This window comes from Chamaesiphon polymorphus CCALA 037 (genome assembly GCF_003003845.1).
Lineage (GTDB): Bacteria > Cyanobacteriota > Cyanobacteriia > Cyanobacteriales > Chamaesiphonaceae > Chamaesiphon > Chamaesiphon polymorphus.
This window is the reverse complement of the sequence record NZ_PVWO01000082.1, coordinates 1-16,079: the sequence shown is the minus strand read 5'-3', so window position 1 is coordinate 16,079 and position 16,079 is coordinate 1. Positions and strand designations below refer to the sequence as shown.

The window sequence follows — 16,079 nt, the reverse complement described above, 5'->3', positions numbered from 1 at the left end:
CCATCAGCCAGGGACATCAGCACAAGCCTTGTTGCGCTGCCATTATTGCAATCATTGCCAACCTCAGCCGCCAAGGTGTCCAGAATGCGACTCGCCCTATTTCAAGTATTTCGGTAGCGGTACCCAGAAAATTGTCGAAGAATTAAACCAACAATTTCCCAAACTTAAGTGCCTGCGATTCGATAGCGATACAACTAGTACCAAAGGCTCCCATCGCCGGATTTTGACCGCATTCGTCCAGGGCGAGGCCGATTTGCTCGTGGGTACCCAAATGCTCACCAAAGGATTAGACCTGCCACAGGTCACCCTAGTGGGGGTGGTAGCAGCCGATGGCTTATTGCATCTATCGGATTATCGAGCTGCCGAGCGCACCTTTCAAACTCTCACTCAAGTAGCGGGACGCTGTGGGCGTGGCGATGAAGCCGGACGCGTTATCATTCAAACCTACAATCCCGAACATCCCGTCCTTGCTGCCGTCACCAAGCATGACTATCAAGCCTTTATCGCTGCCGAGCTACCAGAACGGCGGATGCTCGATTATCCTCCTTATGGCAAGCTAATTTTACTCCGGTTTAGCAGCCTTGATGCCGATGCGGTCGAACGCACCGTCACGGAAATCGGCACCATCCTGATTGATGCAGCCATTGCCGGACATTACGAAGTCTTGGGGCCTGCCCCCGCCACAGTCATGCGCGTTAATAATCGCTACCGCTGGCAAATTATGCTGAAATACTTGCCAGATGGGAGTGCGACCCTCCCCGATTGGGAAGTACTCAGAAGCAAATGTTCTAACGTTGTCAAGATGACGATCGACGTCGATCCGCAGAACTTTTTATAAAGATTGTTACAAAACGCAAGAAAAGGATAGTATAAGATCGTATTCGCTAAACTAAAAGCAAACCCACATCCCGATCGCCCTCATGACTGATACACCCATAGATAACAATCCCACTGAATCTACTGCGGTCATCCAATCTCCCTCAGATCTCAATCTTGCTACATCGACGGCCACGCTCGAAGTTCCGCCGACCCCAGAAGAACTCAAAACCAAATATGTTAAATATGCCATGCGCAATATGGTCAAAAAGCGCGGCAAATCACTTCAGCATTTTGCACTTAGCACTATCGGCTTATTAGCATTGTTCGTGGGACTCGCATATCTGACTAGATAATCGCGACTGGATGTCTGACGGGTGCTCCAGAGGAGCATTGCGCCTAGATCTGGAAACCACTAACCCAGCACCACTATTTGCCGACTAGATGAATTTAGAATTAATCGTTCAAGACCTGTATCAGCCGAGTACGATCGACGAAACTACTTGGAGCGACTGGTTTCGAGACTGGTTGCAGACACCAGGATTAGATTTACCACCAGCAGACACTTATGAGCTGAGTTTGCGTCTAACTAACGATAGCGAGATTCAATCTTTAAACTCTCAATTTCGCGATCGAGATGAGCCGACTGATGTCTTATCTTTTGCAGCAATGGAGGTAGATTTTCCGCCACTGCCCGATGAAACAGCCGATGTAAGCCTGTATTTGGGCGACATTATTATTTCTGTCGATACTGCTGCTATTCAAGCTGCCGAACATGGGTATTCTTTAGAAAAGGAATTAGCTTGGCTGGCTGGTCATGGGTTACTACACTTGCTGGGATGGGATCACCCCGACGAAGCAAGTTTGTTGCTAATGTTGCATCAGCAAGAAAAATTTCTATCATGCGTCGGCTTGTGATTCTCATTATCGAGTGTATAAATGAGAACTTTAAGCCATAAGTGTTAAGCCTCAAGCCCATAAATCATTATTTTTCCTGTGGGAGTTACCTATCGATGCAGATTAAACTGGACGAGTCCGCAAATACTACGATTCAATCAGATATGACTAGTAAAATATCTACATCTGCTCACCATCAGTTAGAACGAAGCGATCGCACTCGCGTTAAGGCTTGGCGTGTTGCCACCAGTATTGGGGTAAGTTTTAAATATGCTGCTGCTGGGGTGACCTATGCCTACAATACGCAACGTAATTTTCGCATTCACTGCGTAATGGGCACGTTAGCGATCGTCATCGGCGCGCTGTTACAGTTGAGTAGTGTAGAAATGGCGGTAATCTGTATTACTAGCGGCTTAGTCTTAACTCTAGAACTATTAAACACCGCGATCGAATCTGTTGTGGATCTGACTGTCGGTCAAACTTATCACGAACTAGCCAAGATTGCTAAAGACTGTGCTGCTGGTGCGGTATTAATTTCGGCATTTGCATCGGTATTGGTCGGTATGTGTTTGGTCATCCCCAAAGCAATTTTACTATTCGTCCATTAAGCGGTTAGAGGTTAGCACTCGACGATCGTCACTCGATCGAGGTTTAATCGAGTCAATATTCGCATCTCCAGCTATCCGTTCGATCGGAATTTAAGTTTGCAGCGATTCTTTCGAGAACGCTTCAACGCAAATGGCGATCTTTGCTTTACACTGAGTAAGGTTGGGATAGTGTAATGCATGATTTTAGTTATTGATAATTACGACAGCTTCACCTATAATCTCGTCCAATATTTGGGCGAATTAGGCCAGGAATTACCCATTGCTGAAGATATTCGCGTCTATCGCAACGATCGAATTACCATCGCCGAGATCGACAATCTCGCACCCGATGGGATTTTGATCTCGCCAGGGCCAGGGCGTCCTGAAGATGCAGGCGTCTCCATGGCAATTATTAGCGAACTCGGCACCAAATATCCAATTTTAGGCGTATGCTTGGGACATCAGAGCATCGGACAGGCTTTTGGTGGCGATACGATCCCCGCACCGATTTTGATGCACGGCAAAACTTCGGAAATCTATCATAACAATACGGGTGTCTTTGCAGGTTTAGACAATCCCTTTACAGCTACTCGCTATCATAGTTTAGTTATCGATCGAGCCACCTGTCCGGACTGTCTGGAAATTAATGCCTGGGTTGAAGATGGCACGATCATGGGCGTGCGCCATCGGGATTATCCCCAGATTGAAGGGGTACAGTTTCATCCAGAAAGTATTTTGACCAGTTCTGGCAAGCAGTTACTCAAAAATTTCTTGACATCAATTAAATCTAAATCTCTGAATGCAACTGTCTAGTTAGCAATCGAGCTTAGTAGTAAACATGACGGCAGCAATTTAAATTGCTGCCGCTGTCTTTTATTAAAGTTCGCTCGATCCTTAATGGCCATCGCATTTTGATGGAGAACGTAGTTCGCGGCCAAAATTGGGAAATATAGAAGGCTCTACCGAACTTGCTATGCAAAATCGGATAGCGAACCCGTAAAATGATTGCGGTGACGGGGTTTGCGGCAAATAAATCTAACAACAACTCATTTTTCGCGCTAAATCCTTAGCTAGAGAGCGTTTGAGTTTAAATTCAGCATAGTATGTTCGGTAGAACCATATAGAAATAAACCCGATTGTTCTGAACTTCTTCATCCCAGTCAGATCCTCAATGCTGTAGAGTTTCAAACTTATGAGAGAATAACAAACAAATGTACTATAATATTAGTATTGATGTTTGCATTACACCTCCAAATCTCGATCGAGACGATTTTTCTATGACTAAAAACCCGTCACTAGAGCCGCTGCTAGCTAGAATCGAGATAATGCTCGGCAGACTTAAACAAGCTCATCCCAACGCCACCTATGAGTTAGATTGGGACACACCGCTTCAGCTTCTCGTCGGCACCATCTTGGCAGCGCAGTGTACTGACGAGCGCGTCAATCGAGTTACCAAAACCTTATTTCCCAAATACCCTACCGCCCAAGCTTTTGCCGACGCAGACATCCTCGAACTCGAAGAAGATCTCAAACCGACAGGCTTTTATCGCAAAAAAGCCCAAACAGTCCAAAGTATGTGCCAAGAGTTAGTCGCACGCTTTGCAGGAGAAGTTCCACCCACTATGGAGCAACTCACCACCTTACCAGGCGTCGCCCGCAAAACGGCAAATGTGGTGCTCAACTGCGCGTTCGATATCCCTTCGGGCATCATCGTCGATACCCATGTCGCCCGCGTCAGTCCGCGCTTGGGACTATCGAAACAAAAAAATGCCGATAAAATCGAGCGAGATTTAATGAAACTGGTGCCCCAGGAAGACTGGACATTTTTTGGCCCCGCCGTCGTCCTCCACGGGCGTTATACCTGTATTGCCAGCAGTCCTAAATGCAGCGAGTGTATTTTGGAAAATATCTGCGAACAAAATATTTAGATCGCAACTATTTTAGTCTCCAGGCACCACTCAAAATAACTAATAAATATGACTATCCCATCGATTTCTAGTGATTGGCAAAAAGTTCTGGCAACAGAGTTTGAACAGCCATATTTTCAAAAGCTGCAAGATTTTATAGCTACAGAAAGACAAACAGAAGAGATATTTCCCGCCGCAGCGGATGTATTTGCAGCTTTTAAATTAACACCTTACGATCGAGTGAATGTTTTATTACTCGGACAAGATCCTTATCACGATACAAATCAGGCGCATGGGTTGTGTTTTTCGGTCAATCCGGGGATAAAAGTTCCACCATCTCTGGTCAATATTTATAAAGAACTGCACGCCGATCTCGGCTGTGAGATTCCCAAGCACGGCTACCTGGTAAACTGGGCAGAGCAAGGCATCCTAATGTTAAATGCAGTGCTGACAGTTCGCGCGCATACGCCTAATTCTCATAAAGATAAAGGATGGGAAAAGTTTACAGATGCTGTAATTAGTAAAGTCAGCGAGAAAACCGATCCGGTGATTTTTGTATTGTGGGGTGCTTACGCCCAAAAGAAACTAAAATTAATCGATACCAGCAAACATATTGTCATTCAATCGGCTCATCCTTCGCCACTTTCGGCGCGAAATGGCTTTTTTGGGAGTAAGCCTTTTTCGGCAATTAATACAGCATTAAATTCGATCGACAAACCACAAATTAACTGGCAATTAGCCAAGATTTAATTCATTCAGCCATTTTTATAACTAAGCGCGAGCGATACCCGTAGGGGCAATTCATGAATTGCCCCTACGGGTATCGCTCGCGCGAGAGGTTACACGATTTGTGACAAGAGCGAGATCGTCACATTACTCAAATGGCTCACGCTCGATCGAATTTCGGCAATAACTAGCAGCTATATCGTAAATACCGACCTTATCAAACCGATCGATCTGACTACAATGAGGAGGTAGCGACAACGAGCCATAATCCTCGGCGGTGCTGCTTATATAAAATTTTATTCCAGTCGCATCATGCAACCTAATAACCCCCAACAATTTACAGAAAAGGCTTGGCAGGCGGTTACTAATACCCTGGATATTGCCAAAGCTTCACATCACCAGCAGATGGAATCGGAGCATTTGCTCAAAGCATTACTCGAACAAGATGGTTTAGCAACGAGTATCTTGAGTAAGGCTGGCGTGAACTTGAGCCAGTTTCGGCAAGGTGTAGAGAGTTATATTCAAAAACAGCCCCGGATCTCTGGTGCGGTTAGTTCGGTCTACCTCGGACGCAGTATCGATACATTACTCGATCGAGCGGAGAAATATCGCAAAGAATACGATGATGAGTTTATTTCGATCGAGCATTTATTGCTAGCATATCCCCACGACGATCGATTTGGGAAGCAATTTTTTGCAGATTTTAAACTTGAAGAAAGTAAGCTCAAAACGATCGTTTCACAAATTCGGGGCAGTCAGAAAGTCATGGATCAAAATCCAGAAAATAAATACGAATCTCTCTCTAAATATGGGCGAGATCTAACTGATTTTGCCCGTCGCGGTAAACTCGATCCCGTGATCGGTCGCGATGATGAAATTCGGCGGACGATTCAAATCTTATCTCGCCGAACTAAAAATAATCCCGTCTTGATTGGCGAACCTGGTGTCGGCAAAACGGCAATTGCCGAAGGTTTAGCCCAGCGGATTATTAGCGGCGATGTACCGCAATCGCTCAAAGATCGCCAGCTCATTTCGCTCGATATGGGTGCCTTAGTTGCTGGAGCAAAATATCGCGGCGAGTTTGAAGAAAGACTCAAAGCCGTACTCAAAGAAGTCACTGAATCTCAAGGTCAAATCATCTTATTTATCGATGAGATCCATACCGTCGTCGGTGCGGGTGCTACCCAAGGTGCGATGGATGCGGGTAACCTGCTCAAACCCATGATGGCACGGGGCGAGCTGCGGTGTATCGGTGCGACTACGCTCGATGAATATCGTAAATATATCGAAAAAGATGCCGCTCTCGAACGTCGCTTTCAACAAGTATATGTCGATCAGCCGAGTGTCGAAGATACGATCTCGATTTTGCGAGGTTTAAAAGAACGCTATGAAGTGCATCATGGGGTGAAAATCTCTGACAATGCCTTGGTAGCTGCGGCCACATTATCTACACGTTATATTAGCGACAGGTTTCTGCCAGATAAAGCGATCGATTTAATGGATGAAGCCGCCGCCCGTCTGAAGATGGAAATTACATCTAAACCAGAAGAATTAGATGAGATCGATCGGAAGGTGCTCCAATTAGAAATGGAGCGGTTGTCGGTGAATAAAGATACATCGAATACTGCTCGCGAACGTCTGCAAAAGATCGAAAAAGAGCTAGGAGATCTCAAAGAAGAACAACGCGCCCTTACCGCACAATGGCAGTCGGAAAAAGATGTCATTACCGATATCCAAACGATCAAAGAGGAAATCGATACAGTCAATATCGAAATCCAACAAGCCGAACGCAATTACGATTTGGCTCAGGCTTCCGCACTTAAATTTGGTAAGCTGATCGAACTGCAAGGTAAACTCGAAGCCGCTGAAGTCAAACTCTCCCAATCTCAAACTACCGGAAAATCTCTGCTCCGCGAAGAAGTTACCGAAGCCGATATTGCCGAGATTATTTCCAAATGGACGGGAATTCCCCTCACCAAACTCGTCGAAACCGAACGGGAAAAACTGCTCTACCTCGAAGACGAACTGCACCGTCGCGTCATCGGGCAAGAAGAAGCCGTCACCGCCGTCGCCGAAGCCATCCAGCGTTCTCGTGCTGGTTTATCCGACCCCAATCGCCCCACCGCGAGCTTTATCTTCCTCGGCCCCACAGGCGTGGGTAAAACCGAATTAGCCAAGACGCTGGCCAATTACCTCTTCGATGCCGAAGATGCCCTGATTCGGATCGATATGTCCGAATACATGGAAAAACATGCCGTTTCGCGCCTGATTGGTGCGCCTCCAGGCTACGTCGGTTATGAAGAAGGCGGACAACTCACCGAAAGCATCCGCCGTCGTCCCTACGCGGTAATTCTGTTCGATGAAATCGAGAAAGCACATCCCGATGTCTTTAACGTGCTGTTGCAGGTGCTCGATGACGGACGGGTGACCGATTCTCAAGGTCGAACGGTAGACTTCAAAAATACGGTCATTATTATGACTAGTAATATTGGTTCGCAATATATTCTGGATCTCGCTGGCGATGACTCTAAATACGATGAGATGAAAGCTCGCGTCTTAGAAGCTCTGAGTCATAATTTCCGTCCCGAATTTCTCAACCGGATCGACGATACGATTATTTTCCACAGTCTCCAAAAATCCGAACTGCGGAATATCGTCAAAATCCAAGTCGCCCGCCTCGAAAAACGCTTGGCAGATCGCAAGTTATCGCTAAAATTAGCAGAATCCGCGCTCGACTTCTTGGCAAATGTCGGTTACGACCCCGTATATGGCGCGCGACCGCTCAAACGGACGATCCAAAAAGAGTTGGAAACCATCATTGCCAAAGGAATTTTGCGAGGTGATTTTAAAGAAGGCGATACCATCTTTGTGGAGGTGCATAACGACCATCTCGCATTCAGTCGGCTACCCGCAAATATCGTCGTCCAAGAAACTTAATTGCGATCGTCTATAAATCAGTTAGCTTTGAGGACACATCCCTGATTTCTGTGAGAAGTCGGGGATGTAGCATATATACCAGTCAAGCTGGCTATTAAGGTATGCTGAGGTAATTACAGATCGGTATTATCCGATCGCTAGCATCATCGCTTCAGTGAATTGTGACTTACCCACGCTGTCTCTTGGTGTAGATGTTGCCGCTACAAACGATCTCAGACAAATATGTAGATAAGACTATGTAATATTGTGCTATATCCCTAAATTGCGGGAATAATAGATTTATCAGCAACGCTCTGCACGAACATTTTGGCAGAGGATGAGCGAGTTAGTTATGGGTGACAAAACTTTTTCAGATATCTTTAGTAACTTTCCTGGTTGTATAGTTGTATGTATGTATATATAGATAAGCAAGCATCGTAGCTTTTGGCTACACGCTAGCTCCACACATCCAAGTCGAACCAACGACCGCAAGTAGTGTTAGCTTACATACCAACTACCGATAGACTATAAGTTTCCCCCTTATTTAAAATAATTAGCAAAGTATCTTAATTCTTTAATTGCCAAAGTAACCAGATTGTATTGCTAAATTTATTAATGTTTACAAATACCCCATTTTCCCAACACATCGTTGTGACCCCAAGGATCCGAACGTGAAAAAAATCTTATTAGTAGACGACGATAAAACTCTCCAAACCGTACTGACACGCTATCTCGAAAAGCGGGGCTATTCAGTACGGGTGGTTACCTCTGGCGTCCAGGGGTTAAAACTGTTCGCTCAAGATCCGCCCGATCTGGTCGTGTCGGATATCATGATGCCCGGAATGGATGGTCTAGAATTTTGCCGCCGTTTGCGGGCGACCAGACCCGGACAGTTAGTGCCATTTATCTTTTTGACGGCTAAAAAAGATCTCGAAGATCGGATTCAAGGTCATTATATCGGTGCTGACGACTATATCACCAAACCGTTCGAGCCATTGGAATTGCTTGCCAAAATCGAAGCACAACTAGAACGTTCGCGACGGATTCACTCCGAGATGGTACGTTTGATGCAAAAAGTGCCAGAAGATAGCGAATCTGAAACTGAATATGGCGAAAATGCCGCCGAATCTGTAGCCCAAGTCAAACATCTCGAACCCGAAGAAGATCTACCATTGACTCCAGCCGAAGCGCGGGTATTCTGGGAAGTAATTCAAGGTTTGACGAACAAACAAATCAGTCAACGCTTATTTATCAGTCCGCGTACCGTCCAAACCCACCTGAGCAATATTCTGACCAAGCTAAATCTAGAGAATCGATCGCAGTTGGTCAGATTTGCCTTCGAGCATGGCTATCGCCCGCCCCAAACCCAAGACGAACAAAGAGCGGCTGAGGCGCGAGGCTAGTAACCCTAGGCGTAAATAGAGTTAATATTTTGTCGAGAGTAGAGAGTCGCTGTAGTACCGAAAGCCAGATCTTCACCTCTCTTCTACCGCCTAGTACTAGTACTCGATGACATAAGTAAAGCAACCATTGCCTATACTCTCCCAACTCTTGCCGAAATAGGACTAGGATTTACGCCGCTCGGGACTAGTAGTCTACGGCGTAAATCTAGTTACTATTTTGGCGGGGAGCGGGGAGCGGGGAGGAAAGGAGGAAAGGAGTGTGAAATAGTAACCTAACTTGTGCCGCTCGGTACTAGCTAGAATAGTCAAGATTTCAACTTATCGGAATTTAAGGGAGAAGCAATTTATAATTTGTTTCTCCCTGTTTTTGTGGCGATTCGTTGGCGTAGCCTCTCGTTGCGAGAATCGCGCCAACTAGGGTACTTTTGCCGCTAAACTTGAAGAAGATTACCGTAATGTTGCCAGCCAAAATCATGTCAGACGATCGATCTTATTTGTCTCAAAAAAATATCGACCCTAAAGAAAGAACGATCTTTGCACTCGATGTCGATAGTAGCGATCGAGCCAAACAGATCGTCGAGCAGCTCGGTGACGCGATTGTCTTTTACAAGCTCGGTCTGGAGATGTTTTTGGGCGGACAATACTTTGAAACGATCGATTGGTTACTCGCCCGCAATAAAAAAATCTTTGTCGATCTCAAGTTTTTTGATGTACCGCAAACCGTCGGTTCAGCAGTCAAACAACTCACCAATCGCGGCATTAGTTTTGTTACCGTTCACGGTAACGATGAAATTTTAAAAGCAGCAGTACGCGAAAAACAAGATCTCAAAATTCTGGCAGTTACCGTTTTAACTAGTCTCGATCGCGGCGACCTCAACGACTTGGGTTTCGATTGCGATCCTGATGCTCTCGTGCTCTCTAGAGCCAAACGCGCCCTAGAGATCGGGTGCGATGGGGTGATTTCATCCGGACGCGAAGCCAAAGCCCTCAGAGCCAATTTAGATGCCAATTTCCTCGTCGTCACTCCCGGCATTCGACCAGTAGATAATACCGCCGAACAGCGAGACGACCAAAAGCGCACCGTCGATGTCAAAACCGCATTTATGAATGGAGCCGATTATATCGTAGTCGGCAGACCGATTAAGTCGGCACCCGACCCCTATCAAGCTGCTTGCGAAATTCAGAACACGATCGCCGAAATCTTTGCAGGTCGGTAGAGAATTTCGGGTGGTGCTGGAGCGAAGTATAAAATTGCTGGTGATAAGTTTGGGAGTTCGGAGTTGGGAGTTCGGAGTTGGGAGTTAAACGCATCAGTTTGTACAGAAAAGATCCAGAATCGTACCCCAATCTAGCAACGCCGAATTTCGGTAGCGAGCTAAACAACCGATCTTCTAGTAATAAATGGCGGAAATTAGGCTACCAGTGCTTGTCACCATTCTCCCAACTCCCAACTCCCAACTCTCGACTCCTGACTCCCGATCGGGATTACCAGATTGCGTTAGAACGAATCATCGATCGAACTTTTGCCTTCGATTCGGTATCTGTTCCGGAAGCATTGCTAGCGTTAGTACCAGTAGTATTGCTCGCGTTAGTGCCAGTAGTATTGCTGGCATTGGTGCCCGTGCTATTACTGGTGTTAGTGCCAGTAGTATTGCTAACATTGGTACCACTGATATTGCTGACACTCGTACCGCTGCTATTGCTGCCATTGTTGCCTCCAGCCATAGCTGGTAGCACCGAGCCACCGGAGATCGCCCCAGCGAACGCGATGCTAAGAGTTAACTGTTGAAGTTTAGAGTTTACAAACATGGTATCTAAAAGTTAAAAATGACACTCGATCTTATGGACAATTTAGTTAAGGTCAACCTCGATCGATTCTTCCCGATTTAACGCGAATCGCGCGAATGAAGCCAAACTCTAACAAATATTCGATTTTTAGTTACCCAATGCTACCCTTAGAGATTTTTTTAAAAGTATAAAATATTATACCTATCTTTGCTTTTTTAGAAATTAAAAGCTACACTCGAACCAACGACGAATCTAGCCCCATCTCCCGCACCAGCCAGATCGCGAATAGCGGGAGTAATTACTAACGGAAAATTTTCAAACGGCGCGATCGACAAACCAGCCGCTAAGTCTTGCCCCGTCCACTCCAAAATTGCACTAACTGGTCTGGCAACTCTGACGCCAACCGAACCAAAAGCATTCAAACCGCTATTAGAAGTACCAGGACTGAGCGTGCGATCGAACCGCAAGAATACGCCGCTACCGACGCCACCTGTTACGGCAACACGACTGAAGAAATCGTCTGCATTAGCGCGAGTGCGAAAAATTTTGGTACCAGCCACATAATATGAATTAGACGGAAAGTCGGTACCTAGATTGGGGCCACCTTTGAATCGCACTTGCAGGAACTGGTTCCAACCCACAGCCACGGATGTATCTTCACTCAATCGCTTGTGCAGTTTGATGTTAAATGCACCGCTCCCAAATCCAGCACTAGAACCAAAGCTATTGATACTGTAGGACAACTCTGCACCAAGCGATCGATAGGCATCTCCTAAGCCGATCCCAAATCCAGCTTCACCATCAGCTATTTGGGTAAATCGGGTGCGCTTTTGATAGCTTACAGAAAAGAAGACTGTATTATTGTCTGCTCCAAAACCAACAGGATTGAAAATTGAAAACCCTGGAGAGGTTGGGAGTTTGTAGTCATCGGTGACGATTGGTTCGGGTGGACTCGGCGGTGTGCTAGGACTCTCGGCAGACGGCGTCACTTGTGCCAGCAAGTTGGTAGGTACATTCTCTACCTTCGTAGTCGGTAAATATGCAGATTCGCTAATGGGGGTGGCTTGAGCTGCCGTCGTCCATACCAAAGACTGGATCGAACAGCACGTAAACCACAGTAATCTTTTCATTGATATATTTTTCCAGAATGATAATAAATAACAAGAACAACTTTGGTATTTTGGGAGCTAGATCGGGAATTTTATAAAATCTCGGGATCGATCGAATTGCCAAGATTTTAGATCTAGTCATTCCAAGTATATTAGTATACTAACATTGGCGATGTATATACTTACTTCGGCCATTGTACTTGTTGTCGTTTTTCCGGCAGTATCGGCACGCAGTGGCAGATCTGGTGTAGCTTGGTAAGTAAGATGTGTATTTAGTGTCTCGTAGTTATCCTTCCCAATGATTAATCCCCCAATTCATCGGAGCCAGTTAGCAAATGGTATTACAGTTCTGACGATCGCCAACCCTACAGCAGATATTGTTTCTGGGCGGTTTTTTATTGCAGCGGGAAGTCGCTGGGAAAAAGCCGAGCGGGCTGGCATCGCTCAACTACTGACCTCCGTAATGACAAAGGGAACGCAAAGATTGTCCGCTCTAGAGATCGCCGATCGAGTCGAATCAATTGGGGCGGGATTGGGTGCGGAGACGACGACAGATTACATCAAAATCAGTCTCAAGACAGTTAAATCCGATCTCATCGGCATCTTTAAATTAGCAGGCGAAATCCTCCGAAAGCCCAGTTTTCCTGAAGATCAAATCGCCCTCGAACGCAAGCTGATCCTGCAAGCAATTCGATCGCAGACAGAGCAACCGTTTAATAATGCTTATCGTCAGTTACGGACGTCTCTGTATGGCGCACATCCCTACTCGCGATCGAGCCTGGGTACTGCGGCGACACTCGCACAAATTACCCGTCAGGACTTAGTTGAGTATCACCAGATGCACATTCGTCCCGATCGACTAATTGTCAGCCTTGCAGGGCGAATTACGCCTGACGAAGCGATCGCGTTAGTAACCGAAGTATTCGGCGATTGGGAAATTCCGCAGATCGAACCGCCGACGATCGTCGCTCCCGATGTTGTCACCCAACCCCAGTGGCAAGTCGAGTATCAAGCCACTCAACAAGCGATCGTCATGCTAGGCTACCTTGCGCCCCCAATCCACGATCCCGACAGCATCGCGCTTAAATTGATCGACAGCTACTTAAGCAACGGTATGTCCAGTCGCTTATTCGTAGAATTACGCGAAAAACGCGGACTAGCCTATGATGTATCGGCATTTTACCCGACCAGACTAGATACATCGCACTTTTGCGCTTACATGGGTACCGCGCCGAGCAATATCCGCGTTGCCCTGAGCGGCTTGCGAGCCGAAGTCGATCGCTTGTGCATAGAATTACTCTCCGCCGCCGAACTCCAAACCGCCAAAGACAAACTGCTCGGTCAATATGCCCTCGGCAAACAAACTAACGGCCAATTGGCTCAAACCTATGGCTGGTACGAACTATTAGGATTGAGTATCGATTTCGACAGCCAATTCGATCGAGCGATCCAAAAACTTACCTCGGCACAACTACAAACCGTAGCCAATAAATATCTCAGCGAACCACACATTTCGATCGTCAGTCCCCAGGAGGAGGGTATGATGGCGATGGCGATGGCTTGAAGTAGTCAATAATTATGGGACAAGCTCAAATTATCGGTGCGATCTTAGGTACTGCTGTTGGGGACGCAATCGGGCTTCCATACGAAGGCTTGTCCCGTCGTCGCGGTGCTAAATTACTAGGAACTCCCGATCGACACCGATTGCTGTTTGGGTTTGGTATGGTTTCTGACGATACCGAGCATACTTGCATTGTCGCTCAATCCCTAATTGCTGCGGGTGGAGATGTCACTAAATTTCAACAGCAACTAGCTCGGCGGCTACGCTGGTGGCTACTTAGCTTACCAGCAGGTGTAGGATTAGCAACTTTACGTTCGATTCTCAAGCTATGGCTGGGATTTAGTCCCGATCGCAGTGGGGTTTTTTCGGCAGGAAATGGCCCAGCAATGCGTGCGGCAATTATCGGAGTGGCGATCGCAGATCCTGTCAAACTTAAAGAATTCGTGCGGGTTGCGTCAAGAATCACACATACCGATCCAAAAGCTGAGTATGGTGCTTTTGCGATTGCGTTAGCCGCTCAAAATGCTTGCAAATCCGATCGGGTGTCGGGAGATGATTTCTTATTTCAATTAAGCTCTGATCTGGGCACTGAAGCAGATGAACTTTTACTACTAATAAAACGAGCGATCGATAGCGTGAAAGATGGCGATTCTACAGTTCAATTTGCTAATTCCATGGGACTTACCCAAGGTGTTTCTGGATACGTTTATCATTCTGTACCCGTCGCTATTCATGCTTGGTTGAGTAACCAAGATAATTTTAAAAGATCGATTATCGAAACTGTTGAATGTGGCGGCGATACTGATTCGATCGCAGCAATGGTTGGGGGTATTACTGGTGCATCAGTGGGTAAAGATGGTATCCCAGTCGAGTGGTTAAATAAACTAATAGAACCATTTCTTTCAGTTGATTGGATGGAACGTCTATCCAAACAGCTCGCTCTCAGCCTGGAAACAAAGAAAGCATCTCGATCGATTAAGTTGCCAATTATCGCTCAATTTTTACGTAATATTTGCTTTCTCTTAGTTGTTCTGACTCATGGATTTCGTCGATTATTGCCACCTTATTAGTTGTACGACTCGACCATCACAGTTAAGAAATAGCAATGCCAAAAAACAACTTCCAAAATCACCTTCAACTGCTAATGGCAAAGAAAACGCACAACCTAAAATTCCGAACAAGAGATAAGATCGGCAGTATTTCAGCTTGAAAGGTTAAACTTTAGGTGGAAAACAATCGGAGATATTTAAAGCTAAGAACCGATCGAGTGGTAGATACATCCAGTATACAGACAACTGTCGATCGCGACTCATATTCTGAAAGCCTAATGCCGATGCCTGATATTCATACATCGGATGCACGATCATCGTATAAAGATCGCACAAATTAGGAAAATCTGCCTGCATTTGAAATAAAGTTTTTTGAGTATCTTCTAAAAATAAGACGCGATATCGATCGAGATATTCCCGATCGATCGCCCAACTCCGCACGAATACCGAGACACAATCGAGATCGCCAGCTTGAGCCATGATGAAAGGATCGGTATCGCCGATCGCGCTCAAATGGAGACTTTTACTCGGTGCTGTAAAAAAGTTCGGTACTGAAGCAGCGGCGGTCGGATATAAGATATAAAAACCGATCGGATTGAGATTATCCTGACGGCGCAAAACTCGCATTCCTCGATCGTATTGACGTGCCCATTGGCGGAGAATATTGACAATTCGATGCGGTGTGGCTTCGGTATTGTGATTCATCCAATTATAATTAGCTGCCAGCAAATTGGCGATCGGAATTGCATCACAACGCGGATCGAACTGCTCGATCTTTATGACTATTTCTGAAACTATCTCTGGCTCTAAATCGGCCACGCTAGTAACAATCTCAATTCGGCTGATGTTGCCATCAAATTGCTTGCGAATCAAACCCAATGCCGCTAATTTATCTAACATCATCCCCGCCGATCGATCGCTCCCCCGATCGCGATCGCTATAAAATAATTCTGCCGCTTCGCGATGACTGCAACTCATGGGTCGATCGAGCAAAGTCAGCTCTAACAATGGTGGTTTTATCTGTGGATTTCGCTCTCTATGCTCCTTCACCAATAGATAAATCCACAATCTTAAAAAACACTCTCCCCGCGCGCGCGTCAAGCCCAATCGCTCGACAAGGCGATCGAGTATTTGCTCCTGTCGATCGCGATCTAACCACAATTCTAATTCTTTCGGTTCCATGAGGTAGCAATTATTTATTCGATCGAATACTGCTCCGGAAAATCCCCTCCCAGGAGCGGCGGTTTTATTCGGAGGTTCCCTCCGAATAAAAAACCGACAAGACGGGGTGCCCGTAGGGCGGGGCTACGGTGTATACAC

Annotated in this window: 15 protein-coding genes; 12 read left to right on the top strand and 3 right to left on the bottom strand. The window is 46.1% G+C overall.

Going from position 1 to position 16,079, the window contains the following annotated elements:
* The 10 genes from priA to pyrF all read left to right on the top strand — a co-directional run.
* The coding region (gene priA / locus C7B77_RS08925; RefSeq protein WP_106303044.1) for a replication restart helicase PriA at positions 1–838 on the top strand (838 nt) is incomplete at its 5' end.
* An 82-nt stretch (positions 839–920) separates the two neighbouring features.
* A complete protein-coding gene (locus C7B77_RS08920) occupies positions 921–1,172 on the top strand; it encodes a DUF3285 domain-containing protein (protein ID WP_106303042.1) in 252 nt (83 codons plus the stop codon).
* Positions 1,173–1,260: 88 nt separating this feature from the next.
* Positions 1,261–1,734 (top strand): rRNA maturation RNase YbeY, encoded by a 474-nt coding sequence (gene ybeY / locus C7B77_RS08915; RefSeq protein ID WP_106303039.1) that lies wholly within the window; start codon positions 1,261–1,263, stop codon positions 1,732–1,734.
* Positions 1,735–1,829: 95 nt separating this feature from the next.
* Positions 1,830–2,321 (top strand): diacylglycerol kinase family protein, encoded by a 492-nt coding sequence (locus tag C7B77_RS08910; protein ID WP_106303036.1) that lies wholly within the window; start codon positions 1,830–1,832, stop codon positions 2,319–2,321.
* Positions 2,322–2,498: 177 nt separating this feature from the next.
* Positions 2,499–3,113, top strand: coding sequence for an anthranilate synthase component II (locus C7B77_RS08905; protein ID WP_106303033.1), 615 nt, complete (start codon positions 2,499–2,501; stop codon positions 3,111–3,113).
* A gap of 464 nt (positions 3,114–3,577) precedes the next feature.
* Entirely contained in the window at positions 3,578–4,228 is a 651-nt protein-coding gene (gene nth / locus C7B77_RS08900; RefSeq protein ID WP_106303030.1) for an endonuclease III, read from the top strand.
* Positions 4,229–4,276: 48 nt separating this feature from the next.
* The gene (locus C7B77_RS08895) at positions 4,277–4,957 is read left to right on the top strand and encodes a uracil-DNA glycosylase (RefSeq protein ID WP_106303027.1); all 681 of its coding nucleotides are present in this window, start codon (positions 4,277–4,279) and stop codon (positions 4,955–4,957) included.
* A 288-nt stretch (positions 4,958–5,245) separates the two neighbouring features.
* Entirely contained in the window at positions 5,246–7,870 is a 2,625-nt protein-coding gene (gene clpB, locus C7B77_RS08890) for an ATP-dependent chaperone ClpB (protein ID WP_106303024.1), read from the top strand.
* A 650-nt stretch (positions 7,871–8,520) separates the two neighbouring features.
* Positions 8,521–9,252: a response regulator transcription factor gene (locus tag C7B77_RS08885; protein ID WP_106303021.1), complete on the top strand. Its 732-nt coding sequence runs from the start codon at positions 8,521–8,523 to the stop codon at positions 9,250–9,252.
* Between the two features lie 473 nt (positions 9,253–9,725).
* Positions 9,726–10,469, top strand: a complete 744-nt coding sequence (pyrF, locus tag C7B77_RS08880) for an orotidine-5'-phosphate decarboxylase (protein ID WP_106303018.1) — start codon at positions 9,726–9,728, stop codon at positions 10,467–10,469.
* 268 nt (positions 10,470–10,737) lie between these two features.
* Here pyrF and C7B77_RS08875 read toward each other — a convergent pair whose 3' ends face one another.
* The gene (locus tag C7B77_RS08875) at positions 10,738–11,061 is read right to left on the bottom strand and encodes a hypothetical protein (RefSeq protein ID WP_106303015.1); all 324 of its coding nucleotides are present in this window, start codon (positions 11,059–11,061) and stop codon (positions 10,738–10,740) included.
* Positions 11,062–11,255: 194 nt separating this feature from the next.
* Positions 11,256–12,170, bottom strand: a complete 915-nt coding sequence (locus tag C7B77_RS08870; protein WP_146138245.1) for a hypothetical protein — start codon at positions 12,168–12,170, stop codon at positions 11,256–11,258.
* 277 nt (positions 12,171–12,447) lie between these two features.
* Here C7B77_RS08870 and C7B77_RS08860 point away from each other — a divergent pair, with 277 nt between their 5' ends.
* Complete coding sequence (locus tag C7B77_RS08860; protein ID WP_106303007.1) at positions 12,448–13,713, top strand: M16 family metallopeptidase; 1,266 nt, start codon at positions 12,448–12,450, stop codon at positions 13,711–13,713.
* Between the two features lie 14 nt (positions 13,714–13,727).
* Complete coding sequence (locus tag C7B77_RS08855) at positions 13,728–14,780, top strand: ADP-ribosylglycohydrolase family protein (protein ID WP_106303004.1); 1,053 nt, start codon at positions 13,728–13,730, stop codon at positions 14,778–14,780.
* A 144-nt stretch (positions 14,781–14,924) separates the two neighbouring features.
* Here the strand turns inward: C7B77_RS08855 and C7B77_RS08850 are convergent, their stop codons facing one another.
* A complete protein-coding gene (locus C7B77_RS08850; protein ID WP_106303001.1) occupies positions 14,925–15,941 on the bottom strand; it encodes a hypothetical protein in 1,017 nt (338 codons plus the stop codon).
* Between the last annotated feature and the right edge of the window lie 138 nt (positions 15,942–16,079).